Source organism: Bradyrhizobium niftali (assembly GCF_004571025.1).
Classification (GTDB): Bacteria; Pseudomonadota; Alphaproteobacteria; order Rhizobiales; family Xanthobacteraceae; genus Bradyrhizobium; species Bradyrhizobium niftali.
The window spans coordinates 1-11,392 of sequence record NZ_SPQT01000070.1; the positions used below are offsets into that span (position 1 = coordinate 1).

Genomic DNA, 11,392 nt, shown 5'->3' on the forward strand with positions numbered 1-11,392 from the left:
TCGGCGAAGTGGTCAAGCTCATCACCGCGATTGCCGAGCAGACCAATCTGCTGGCGCTCAACGCCACCATCGAGGCGGCGCGCGCCGGTGAAGCCGGCCGCGGCTTTGCCGTGGTTGCGAGCGAAGTGAAGTCGTTGGCCAGCCAGACGGCGAAAGCGACCGACGAGATTTCCTCCCATATCACGGGCATGCAGGGCGCCACGGCCGAGTCGGTTGCCGCGATCAAGGAGATCGGCGCGACCATCGGCCAGATCTCGTCGATCTCGACGTCGATCGCGAGCGCCGTCGAGCAGCAGGGCGCCGCGACCCAGGAGATCGCGCGCAGCGTCCAGACCGTTGCCCAGGGCACTCAGACCGCCGCCACCGACATCGGCCAGGTCAACCGCGGCGCCGCCGAGACCGGCTCGGCCTCGGAGGAGGTGCTGAACTCGGCCAAGACGCTGTCATCCGAAAGCACCCGCCTCCGCGCCGAGCTCGACCGGTTCATGGGGAATATCCGGGCGGCGTAAGGCTCGCCGTCGCTGAAGTCTGCGTCGTCGCCTCATACTCCGCTGTCGTCCCGAACAAGCGCGCCTCAAGCGCGCGCAGATCCGGGACCCATACTCCCAGGGAGAAATGGCGGCGACAGCTGGCAACTCCGAATCTACGTCAAACCACTCCCTGTGGTTATGGGTCCCGGATCAGCGCTCCGCTGCCGGCACGCTACGCGTTGCCGGCAGCTGCGCTTGTCCGGGACGACAGCGGAGTTAGGAGGCGCTGTGCGAAGCCTCACTCCCTCCCGAACGCGCGCTTCAGCTCCACCTTCGCTCGCTCCAGCCGCGTGCGCTGGGACTTCGGCAGCGTAGTGCCGGCACGGTTTATATAGAACGTCAGCATCGACAGCGCCGAACGATAGGCGCCGGTCTTGCGGCGCGAACTGTGCTCGGCCGAGCGCTTCAGCGAGGTTGCGATCTTCTTCGGACTTGTGAGCATGAATACGCCGCGCTTGAGATCGAGCGCGTCGCTCTCCTTCGTCACCCGTTGCGACCAGCGCTTCGGCGCCGCGCGTTTCGCGCGCCTGCGCGCGCTGGTCTTCCCGCGCACAGCAGTTTTGCGAGAATGTGTCGTCTTTCTGACATGAGCCATGCATCAACTCCTTGCAGCTCCTTCGGAAACGGACGGCGCCAAAGGCTGTTCCTGTGGGAACCTGGCCTTGCCGCAGACGTTGTCGCAGGTGGCAGGCGGAATGCCGCACCCCGATGATCGGTTCGCCCCCGGCCACATCATGTGAACCGGGCCGCTTGCATTGGTCAGACCCAACAACGCGATGGAATTGCAGCAAAGCCAAGCGCTGAATCATGGACCTGCTGTCTCGGCGGTCGCGACCGGTCGCATCATCGAGACCAGCATTCCCTCGCGTCTCGACGCGCTGCCGTGGAGCGGCTTTCATACCCGCGTCGTGCTGGCGCTCGGCATCACCTGGATTCTCGACGGGCTCGAGGTGACGCTCGCCGGTGCGCTTTCCGGCGCGCTGAAGCAAAGTCCCGTGTTGCACTTCTCCAATCTCGATCTCGGTGTTGCCAATTCCGCCTATCTCGCCGGCGCGGTGCTCGGCGCGCTCGGCTTCGGCTGGCTGACCGACCGCATCGGCCGCAAGAAGCTGTTCTTCATCACGCTCGCGGTTTATCTCTCCGCGACCGCCGCGACCGCGCTGTCGTGGAATATCGCGAGCTACGCGCTGTTTCGTTTTCTCACCGGCGCCGGCATCGGCGGCGAATATACCGCAATCAATTCGACCATCCAGGAGCTGGTGCCGGCGCGCTATCGCGGCTGGACCGATCTCGTCATCAACGGCAGTTTCTGGATCGGCGCGGCAATGGGCGCGGTGGCGGCCATCGTTCTGCTCGACCCCGCCGTGATCGACCCCGATCTCGGCTGGCGCCTCGCTTATCTCATCGGCGCGAGCATCGGCCTCGTCGTGCTGTTTATGCGGATGTGGATCCCGGAAAGTCCGCGCTGGCTAATGATCCACGGGCGGCCCGATCAGGCTCACGCGATCGTCGACGAGATCGAGCGCTCGGTGATCGGACACGATCAGGATGTGAGCGACGGACGCTTCACCAAGATCCGGCTGAAGATGCGCGATCACACGCCGATCCGCGAGGTCTTCCACACGCTGTTCACGGTGTATCGCCAGCGCGCGCTGGTCGGCCTCGCGCTGATGAGCGCGCAGGCCTTCTTCTACAACGCCATCTTCTTCACCTTCGCGCTCGTGCTGACCGATTTCTACGGCATCAGCGCCGATCATGTCGGCTGGTACCTGCTCCCCTTCGCCGCCGGCAACTTCCTCGGTCCGCTGCTGCTCGGCCGCCTGTTCGATACGCTCGGACGGCGCGCCATGATCATGTTCACCTATGGCGCCTCCGGCGTGCTGCTGGCGCTGTCGGGCTATCTGTTCTCGATCGGGGCGCTCAGTGCGCAAGGACAGACCATCGCCTGGATGGTGATCTTCTTCTTTGCCTCGCCCGCCGCGAGCGCGGCCTATCTCACCGTGAGCGAGACGTTTCCGTTGGAAGTCCGCGCGCTGGCGATCGCGGTGTTTTATGCGGTCGGCACCGGCATTGGCGGCGTCATCGGCCCGGCGCTGTTCGGCGCGCTGATCGACACGGGATCACGTACCAGCGTGTTCGCCGGCTATTTGCTGGGGGCATTCCTCATGATCGCGGCCGCGATCGTGGCGTGGCGCTATGCCATCTCCGCCGAACGCAAATCGCTCGAACAAATCGCGCGGCCGCTTGCCTTTATGGAGTAGACTATGAAATCGGAACTTGCGGAAATGGCATTGGACCAGAAGCACACCATGCCCGTTGACGACGATGTGCCGGAAACGGTGCCGGTGCCGCATGCGCTCGTGCCGCATCTCGACGAGACCGCGATCCTGCTCGACATCGACGGCACGCTGCTCGACCTGATGCCGACGCCGCGCGAGGTGTGGGTGCCACCGGGCCTGTCGGAGACGCTCAAGCAGCTGGTGGAACGCACGTCCGGGGCGCTGGCGCTGGTCAGCGGCCGCTCGCTCAACGACATCGACCTGATCTTCGCGCCCGACGTCTATCGCGCCGTCGCCGGCCACGGCGCGGAGATGCGGCTGTCGGCGGACAATGAAGCGGATGACGTGCACGCGCCGCCGCTGGACAAGGAGTTGAAGCGGCGGCTCGCTGCGATCGCAAAGCTCAGCCCGGGCATTCTGCTCGAGGACAAGGGCTATTCGCTGGCGCTGCATTACCGCCTCGCGCCGCATGCGGAGAAGGCGATCTTCGAGGCCGTCTCGCTAATCCGCGCCGACCTGCCCAATGCGCCGATCGAGGTGCTGCCCGGAAAGTTCGTCTGCGAGATCAAGCATTCCGGCTTCACCAAGGCGACGGGCGTGCGCGAGTTGATGCAGCACGAACCGTTCAGGGGACGGCGTCCGCTGTTCATCGGCGACGACGTCACCGATGAGACCGTGTTCGCGATCATGCCTGACATGAACGGGCTCGCTTTCTCGGTCGGCCGCCGCGCCATGGGCGTGAACGGTCACTTCGATGCGCCGAGCGATGTGCGCGCGTTCCTCGCGCGCCTGCTCGATCCGAGGTGAAACAAAGGCAGCGCCACGCCGCAGACATAAAGGCCGTCAGCACAGCGCCCCCGCGCGCCGCAATGCATGCTGTGCAATCCAACCGGAAAAGCTGTCTTTGCAGTGGGTTCCACAGGGGAAACCAGCTGCAACGCGCGCGCCCGATTTTGGTTTCAATTGGTTGAAACGATGATCAGGAACCATATTGATGAACATCAGTTAAACAGGGTGGAATGAACAGGAGGGGACGACCTGTGAACTTAGTCGTCGTTTCGAATCGCGTCGCGCGCGGCAAACCCAACGAGCCCATGACGGGCGGCTTGGCTGCGGCATTGCTTCCGGTTGTGGAACATTCGGGTGCCATCTGGGTGGGATCTTCAGGCCGCGTGCGTGACGGCCATCAGAAGGAACCGTTTGCCGAAATCGAGGCGCTGGGTTCGGGCGCGATTGCGACGCTGGATCTGCCGGCGGCGCATTACGGCGGCTATTACGAAGGTTTTGCCAATTCGGCGCTGTGGCCGGCGCTGCATTCGCGCAGCGATCTGATCCGCGTCTCGCGCGAGGACTATGTCAGCTATCGCGAGGTCAACGCCTTCATGGCGCGCGCCTTGATGCGCTTCCGTAAACCCCGGACCGCGTTCTGGGTGCAGGATTATCATTTCCTCGCCCTCGGTGCGGAGCTGCGCGATCTCGGCGTCGACGATCCGATCGGCTTCTTCCTGCACACGCCGTGGCCGGTGGCCGCGGTGATGCAGGGCGTGCCCAATCATCGCGAGCTGATCACGGCGATGCTCGCCTACGATCTCCTTGGATTCCAGACCGAGGAGGATCGCCAGAATTTCCTCGGTTATGTCGGCGGCGAGCTTGGTCTTGCCATCGATGACGGTGTTGTGCTGTCGCAGTACGGCCGCACTCGCTTCGAAGTCTTCCCCATCGGCATCGATGCGGAAAAATTCGCGCAATATGCCGCCAAGTCGGCTTCGCATCCCGACGTGTCGCGGCTGCGTCGCAGCCTCAACGGCGAGCGGCTTGCGATCGGCGTCGACCGGCTCGATTATTCCAAGGGCCTCGTCAACCGCATCAGCGCGTTCGATCGGCTCTGGACCGAGCAGCCGCAGTTCTTGCGCAGCATCTCGCTGCTCCAGATCGCCAACCCTTCGCGCGGTGCCATCGAGGCCTATGGCAATCTCCAGAACGAGGTCGCGCGCCTCGTCACCGACGTCAACGGCCGCCATGGCGAGGTGGACTGGACGCCGATCCGCTATTTGAACAAAGGCTTCAGCCAGGCCGTGCTCGCGGGCCTCTATCGCACCGCGCAGGTCGGTGTGGTGACGCCGCTGCATGACGGCATGAACCTGGTCGCCAAGGAGTATGTTGCCGCGCAGAACCCCGCCGACCCCGGCGTGCTGGTGCTGTCGAAATTCGCCGGCGCAGCGAATGAGCTCGACACGGCGCTGCTGGTCAATCCGCACGACGTCGACGCCATGGCGCGCGCGATCGCGATCGCCGCCGCGATGCCGCTCACCGAGCGCAAGATGCGCTGGGACGCGATGATGAAGAAGCTGCGCGGCCACACCATTCAGCAATGGTCCGCCGATTTCGTTGCCGAGCTGGAGAAGTGCCGCGTCGAGAAGGCCGCCGTCGCCCCGCTCGCAGCCCAGCCGCCGCAAGCGCTGCGCTGGCTGAAGTCGGCGATCTCGGGCGTGCGATTGATTTAGTCCCTCTCTCGCGCCCCGTTCTTACGGGTAGGGGTGAGGGGCTGCTTTCGCGCTCAACTCTCGATCTCTGTGCCCCTCGCACACTTTATCCACGCGTCATGGCCGGGCTTGACCCGGCCATCCATGTCTTGCCGCGGGCCCTCAAGAACGTGGATGCCCGGGACGAGCCCGGGCATGACGGCGAACCTCGAGTAACGCGCCTCAATAGCAATACGACACCCCCTCCAGAATCGCGCATTGCCGCTTGTTCGGCGCGTTGGGGTCGTCCAGCGGCACCATGCCCTTGCCCTGGCCGACGAACACGCCGGGCCCGACATGCACCGAGCTCTTGTTGCCGATGATCACGCTCGGATGCGGCGAGGCGCTCGAGCGCGTCCCGTCCGGCCAGATGATGGCATCGCCCGAAAGCACCCCGCGCCGCCCGTCGTCGCAGCTGACGTCGACCCCTTGCCGGCTGCAGACTTGCGCCAGGGCCGGCCCGGCAAGGGCGGAGCCGAGGGCCGAAATCAGGCCGAGCGCGGCGATGGTCTTGCGGATGGTCATGGCGTCCCCGGTCGTGTTTGGCATTCTCAAGTGAATCGTCGCGCCAAACCCGTCCTGGGTTCAGCCACAGGCGGTTCCGAAGCAGCCGCCGACGCCAGATATTGTCTTTCAAATACAATATCTTACGGAAAATTCACCCGATTTCCCCGCGGTCTCTTGCAAAATCGCCGGCGCCCCTTCAAGAGAGGGCGCTCCGGAGAGATGGCCGAGTGGCTTAAGGCGCACGCTTGGAAAGCGTGTGTGCGGGAAACCGTACCGTGGGTTCGAATCCCACTCTCTCCGCCATACGTATTTGGGTTTCCTTACGTTTTTTAAGAAATTAGCGTATGACTCCCGGATCGACCCCCAGCACCGCGACCTTTCTGGAGCTGCCGTGAGGCACTGGCCAACTTAAACTTGGCATTGGGCCAGCCCCCAGGCAAACCTGCCCAAGCTCCCGGCGGGGCGGTCGCCCGGCCCGGCAAGACCTCTGGCCTGGCGGCGGCACACCGCCGCACGGGCTCGATATTTCTAGGCCCTGCCGAACAGCCCAGCCGCGTGTCGTCTTTGGCGCTAGCTTTCAGACCAACGAACGGTCCAGAGGCCGCTCAGCTAACTTGCCCATGTACCCGGCCAGTTTCTATCATGATGTTCGGAAAGACTACACCAACGTCGCGGCTCGCTATGAAGATACCCTTCAAGAGCTACGCGAGCGAAGATGGTTCTTCGGTTTCGGTGGATTATTGGCCTCCCATCGGAACGCTCGGAAACGAGGCGCATGAGTTAATGGCGAGTGGTCTTTGATGGAACGTTCTCGCGCTTTGATCGCCCGCGAACCCGTCCTTAGGACGACTTGGCGCTAAGGCATCTACTTCCGTAGTCGACCGGATACATTGACGCTGGACTCCCCTGTCGCGCCATGGTTGCGTAAATAGTCAGATAAAACTTTTTGGTGAGGGATGAATGAAGCATTTGATTTTCGTTGCGGCTCTTTCACTGTTCGCAACCGCTGCTCAGGCGCAGTATCTCGGCACCGGCACGAATCCCAACACGCACACGTCGTCCGGATATACCAACACCCACGGCACTTATGTGCAGCCCTATGTAGCAACCAATCCGAACAGCACTCAGCGGGACAATTTCACGGCCACGGGCAACGTCAATCCCTCCACTGGATCAGTCGGCACGCACCGTCCGCGGTATTGAGCGCCCGGCGGTGGCGGCCCTGCTTACGCTGATCTGGTGGCTATATGGCTACCGGCTATGGAAGCGAGCTCGCCGCGAGGGCAACTTTGCACTGATCTAAAATGAGGCGCGGGACCAATGTCTCGCGCCTTTTTGCTGTCGTCGACTTCTCCACACCCACGACGCGCAGTAGCTCGCAGCTCCCAGAAAAAAACCAGCCTCTGGCGGCTGAGACCTGAGGCCGAAGGTTGCCTAAGATCTATAAACGATCGGCTCGCGCACATGGGCGGCCTGGTGACAGGATTGGGAGTGCGGCAGTTGCCACCAGGCCTCGCCGGCCATCAGCGGGCTACGGCTGAGGTCGACTGTTCGCAGGCTAAGCCCCGTCGGCCATCAGCAATCTGCTATCCGTCAAGTTCTGCTCGGCGCGCAAAAAGTAGAGCGACCGTTCAGCAGGTCAAACGTATTCGGGCATGCAATGTGACGTGGCGCCTCGATCCGTCCAGGAGCACCTTGACTTGGCTCGCCGTCGCGCCCGGACCAAGGACAATCCCTTTTTTGCCACTCAGGCGAGGTCCCGCGGCACGCCATTTGCACGGCGTATCCCTGGCGGATCGGAAGGGGGCCCGGTATTTCTGGACAAGAAAGCACCGGGCCTCTTATTTGCGCGCCTTGCACAATGTTTCGGCGGGCCTACTAAGCCGGTTGTTTGTTCTGAGCTATGCGGGTCCTTGGGGCGACACCTCATTCGCGAGCCTCGCGCCATCCATCCGCGAGCCCCTGCTTGCCTAGGCGGGCGGGGGCTTCGCTTTGGCAAAGGCTCAGGCAATCCCTATGCCTTTTTTTACCTACAAGATAATCGATGGGCACTTCGTCTCCGACTTCGGAGCGCATGACTTGCCCAGCGAAATCGAGGCTCAAATTGAGGCAATCAAGCTCGCTTGTTCGTTGCGCGAGGGCCGACCAGAATTGTTAGGTAAAGGCTATTCGATCCTTGTGATCGATGATGACGGCACTGCCGTTTGCTCTATCCCACTTGACGTGACTGGGTGATGGTCGAGAGAGGCCCGCCAGCGTGAACCGGCGGGCTCGAGTCTCTTAGTGGCTCTGATTGCTGCGCTTTGGGTGAGGCGCGGTCGAGGTAACGCTTTTGCTCGCTTGTCGCGGGCGCACGTCCCCGCGGCCTTTATTCTCTGTTTCGAGCAAAATTGAACAGCCGGGATTGTGGATGCGGTTCAGTGTGAGGGATGGCCCGGAAAATAGAAGCGCTAACTGCTGAAGAGTTCGCTTCGCTGCTTGTGGTTGGCAACCAAGCTGTCGCGCTTGGAGGAGGCGCGCCGGATCATCGAGGAGTACGCGGCCAGTCTCCGGGAGATCATCAAGCAGCTACACCGCAAGATGAATTAAGGCCGTCTCAGTTGCGGCCTCTGCCTTTCAGGCTTTAGCTGACCGGGCGCCCGGTCGGGCAATGTCCGCAAGCGACCATGGCAGCACATCCAAGCAGAAAGATCCTGCCGTAAAGGAAATGGCCGCCCGGAGGCGGCTAGTTCTTGGTCTTAGCATCTTCATTATTTTTTCAGGGCGTCAGCAGCGTCCCGCGCCGCATCCTTCACATCTCCAGCGGCGTTGTGGGCGGACCCCTTGGCTTTGTCGATCTTGCCTTCGGTTTCCATGTCTTTATCGCCACTAAGTTTACCGGCACCTTCTTTGATGGCGCCTTTTGCCTTATCGGCAGCGCCCTTCACGTGTTCGCGGTCCATGATCGTGTTCCTTTGCTGTCCGGATGACCAGCCCAACGAAGGAGTTGCGCAGTGGTTCCTCGCGCAGCAGCTCCAAGGCGAAGTGGACCGAATTCGCCGGGTCAAAGACGCCGACCTGAAACCTGCGGTGCGAACGGGCGTTGAGCTCTGTGGATGACAAAGAGCTGCAAGCCCGCAGTGAACAGGCTCTCGTGGTTGTGACGCTCAGTACAGCAACGCTGATCGCGTGCGTCACCTTGCTAGTGTCTCAATTGTAAGCCCGCCTCAGTGCACAACGGCGGTCGTCGTGCGCCGACCGAAGACGACCCCAATCCATGAGCTGGAGCGCTATATGCGGTGTGAGGATTGCTCCGAGGTGCGCGGCTATCGGCACAAGCGCAGCCATTTTGGTGGTGCTGCGGCCGAGGAAGATTTCGGCTAGCGATCCGCCGTCGCATTGGTGGCCAGGGGGGCGATAAGGCGCCTGCTGGAACTAATTGGCGCGGCATCGCCTGGCGTAGCTCCTGAAGTGACGCCCCGAGCAGGATTTTGCCTGTAATGAAACGGACTTTTACTTAACCGCTGCTTCCGATTTTGCACATCGTAAGGTGGAAGAAGGGAGCTCTCCAAATAACAACCTATACTCGCGCGCAAAGTCGCTCAGATGCCAAAACCCGCAGTCCAATGCCACGCTCTTCACGCTGGCCGCCCCATGCTGAAGCTTTTCGCGAGACGTCGATAGCCTTTTCATCCGCACGTAGCGATGAAGCGACATGCCGGTCGAATCCAGTACGGCCGACCGGAGGGTGCGATCTGAAACTCCTAGCTGATCAGCAAGATAGCTGCTGTAAGCAGGCTTCGAACTCTGGATCAGCCGATCAAGCTTCTCGACTATACGGCTATACCGGTCTGACCGGCAAAACGCTTCTTTGCGGCTCATGCTCAGATGACTTTGTACATATCGTCCCATGCTCCGGAAAAGCCGTAAATTTTTACTTATTGTGATTGACGGTGTCGAGCCGCATCAATACTCCGCCGCACCTCCGAGCCTTCACGGGTGGCAGGCACCACCCGTAAATTTCCCAAGTGTCGGCTAGTAGGCCCGCTGGTTAACTAGCGCGGGTTGAGCGCCGCACCATGAAAACACCGAAGCCAAAACAATGGGACGAGCAGGAAGTCCGACGATTGGTCAGGCTCGCCCGGGCACGCGCTGGCGTATCGAAGATAGCAGCCGAGCTGGGCCGTCACGCAGGATCAGTGAGGCGAATGGCGCGAACGATAGGGATACTGTTGAAGAAGTAGCCACGCGCCTCCCTACCAGCGATCAACTCGACGGATTAACGCGCGCACACGACACATTTACCCGGCCAATCGGGTCCAGAGCCAGCAGACATCCCAACTGTCACCCGTTAGGGTGATGCAACTCGATGTCGTCGTTCTAATATTCTTTGCGGCTGCCGGTCCGTAAAAGGCCAATGGAGCGAGAGATGCGCATTTTCAAGACCGTAGCCGGTTTAATGGCCATACTTGCCACGAGCGGAATTTGTACAGTTCTGGCGGAAGATAGTTCGCTTGAATACAACCGCGTGACGTCGAGCGACATTAAATGGGCACCAATCCCCTCTATGCCAAAGGGGACGCAAACGACGGTGCTCCACGGCAATCCGGGCAAGCCTGGCCTGTGCGGATGGGCGGCCTTTGCGTATCGGGCCACGCGGCGCGGGCACGCCTGTTCCGGGCCTGCCGGGCAGGGCTAGCGGGGGTGCGTACGGTAGGCCTCTCATGGGCGGGGCCGCCGCTTGCGACGGCGGCAGCCCCTAGCCGCGAAGGCGGCCTTTACGCGATACATGGGCATCTCCGCGGCTACAGGTAAGCCTCAACCCGGCGATCGTCTTGCGCAACGTGACGTCGCAAGATGACACGTCTGACCTAATGTTCGTGCGTGTGCTGAAGCAGGGCGATCTGCACTTGGTCGGCACGAACCGCATGTTGGGTCTCGTGACCGCCTCACAAATCGCCTCCGCATCGGTGGTGTCGTTCTTCTGCCGCTTGACGTAGGGCTTCACATAGGCCGGAGGCATCAACCGCACCGTATGCCCCAACGCCTGCAGTTCGCGGGACCAATAATGGGATGACGCGCAAGCCTCGATCCCCACCAAGCACGGTGACAACTTCTCAAAGAAGGACAGCACGAAACGGCGCTTGAGCTGGCGGCGGATCACCACCTGACCGGCTGCATCGACACCATGCACTTGAAAGACCGACTTCGCGATATCCAGACCAATCGTCGAAATTGACTGCATAGGCTGCTCCTCCGAATCGTGGGAGCCTCAAACGGCGCCCACTCCTTGGCACTCTCGTGCCCGTGGAGGAGCCGTCCACATGGCGTAATCGCGGGAGCGAGTCACCCCTGAATGAGTGGCTGTTCCCCGATAGGATGGAGATACGGGCTCACGACTGGACGCCGGGCCCAAGCATCGAATGGAGAACAGCCATGGAAGAATATATTGGTCTCGACGTGTCGATGAAAGAGACGGCAGTCGCGATCCGCCGAGCAGGTGAACGGATCTGGCGCGGCAAGTGCGCATCTGATCCCAGCATTATCGCCGAGCTCATCCGCAAGCGGGCGCCAT

At 61.7% G+C, this 11,392-nt stretch carries 10 protein-coding genes, 1 tRNA gene and 2 pseudogenes; 8 read left to right on the top strand and 5 right to left on the bottom strand.

The annotated features are described in order from the left end of the window. On the top strand, positions 1-509 hold a 509-nt coding region (locus E4K65_RS45510; protein WP_235886047.1), incomplete at its 5' end, for a methyl-accepting chemotaxis protein. 259 nt (positions 510-768) lie between these two features. Here E4K65_RS45510 and E4K65_RS45515 read toward each other — a convergent pair. Beyond that, positions 769-1,125, bottom strand: coding sequence for a DUF3175 domain-containing protein (locus E4K65_RS45515; RefSeq protein ID WP_135179619.1), 357 nt, complete (start codon positions 1,123-1,125; stop codon positions 769-771). 181 nt (positions 1,126-1,306) lie between these two features. Here E4K65_RS45515 and E4K65_RS45520 point away from each other — a divergent pair, with 181 nt between their 5' ends. The 3 genes from E4K65_RS45520 (at position 1,307) to E4K65_RS45530 (ending at position 5,313) form a co-directional block, all read left to right on the top strand. Next, positions 1,307-2,791, top strand: coding sequence for an MFS transporter (locus E4K65_RS45520; RefSeq protein ID WP_025576168.1), 1,485 nt, complete (start codon positions 1,307-1,309; stop codon positions 2,789-2,791). A gap of 3 nt (positions 2,792-2,794) precedes the next feature. Further along, positions 2,795-3,616: a trehalose-phosphatase gene (gene otsB / locus E4K65_RS45525; RefSeq protein ID WP_135179620.1), complete on the top strand. Its 822-nt coding sequence runs from the start codon at positions 2,795-2,797 to the stop codon at positions 3,614-3,616. A 233-nt stretch (positions 3,617-3,849) separates the two neighbouring features. Then, the gene (locus E4K65_RS45530; protein ID WP_025576164.1) at positions 3,850-5,313 is read left to right on the top strand and encodes a trehalose-6-phosphate synthase; all 1,464 of its coding nucleotides are present in this window, start codon (positions 3,850-3,852) and stop codon (positions 5,311-5,313) included. A gap of 201 nt (positions 5,314-5,514) precedes the next feature. Here E4K65_RS45530 and E4K65_RS45540 read toward each other — a convergent pair whose 3' ends face one another. Further along, complete coding sequence (locus tag E4K65_RS45540; RefSeq protein ID WP_025575253.1) at positions 5,515-5,856, bottom strand: hypothetical protein; 342 nt, start codon at positions 5,854-5,856, stop codon at positions 5,515-5,517. Positions 5,857-6,051: 195 nt separating this feature from the next. On the opposite strand from E4K65_RS45540, the gene E4K65_RS45545 reads away from it, so the two are divergent. The 3 genes from E4K65_RS45545 (at position 6,052) to E4K65_RS45555 (ending at position 8,073) form a co-directional block, all read left to right on the top strand. Continuing rightward, a tRNA-Ser gene (locus tag E4K65_RS45545) sits at positions 6,052-6,141 on the top strand. Between the two features lie 657 nt (positions 6,142-6,798). After that, complete coding sequence (locus tag E4K65_RS45550; protein ID WP_135179624.1) at positions 6,799-7,041, top strand: hypothetical protein; 243 nt, start codon at positions 6,799-6,801, stop codon at positions 7,039-7,041. A gap of 813 nt (positions 7,042-7,854) precedes the next feature. Beyond that, positions 7,855-8,073: a DUF6894 family protein gene (locus E4K65_RS45555; RefSeq protein ID WP_135179625.1), complete on the top strand. Its 219-nt coding sequence runs from the start codon at positions 7,855-7,857 to the stop codon at positions 8,071-8,073. 515 nt (positions 8,074-8,588) lie between these two features. Here E4K65_RS45555 and E4K65_RS45560 read toward each other — a convergent pair. From E4K65_RS45560 to E4K65_RS45575, 3 genes and pseudogenes are all read right to left on the bottom strand, one after another. Further along, the gene (locus E4K65_RS45560; protein ID WP_135179626.1) at positions 8,589-8,780 is read right to left on the bottom strand and encodes a CsbD family protein; all 192 of its coding nucleotides are present in this window, start codon (positions 8,778-8,780) and stop codon (positions 8,589-8,591) included. A 550-nt stretch (positions 8,781-9,330) separates the two neighbouring features. Beyond that, a complete protein-coding gene (locus E4K65_RS50175; RefSeq protein ID WP_135179627.1) occupies positions 9,331-9,729 on the bottom strand; it encodes a helix-turn-helix transcriptional regulator in 399 nt (132 codons plus the stop codon). A gap of 997 nt (positions 9,730-10,726) precedes the next feature. After that, a pseudogene (locus E4K65_RS45575) lies at positions 10,727-11,062 on the bottom strand (IS110 family transposase); the annotation flags it as partial. Between the two features lie 191 nt (positions 11,063-11,253). Between E4K65_RS45575 and E4K65_RS49315 the strand changes: the two are divergent. Continuing rightward, positions 11,254-11,392 (top strand): annotated as a pseudogene (locus E4K65_RS49315) (IS110 family transposase); the annotation flags it as partial.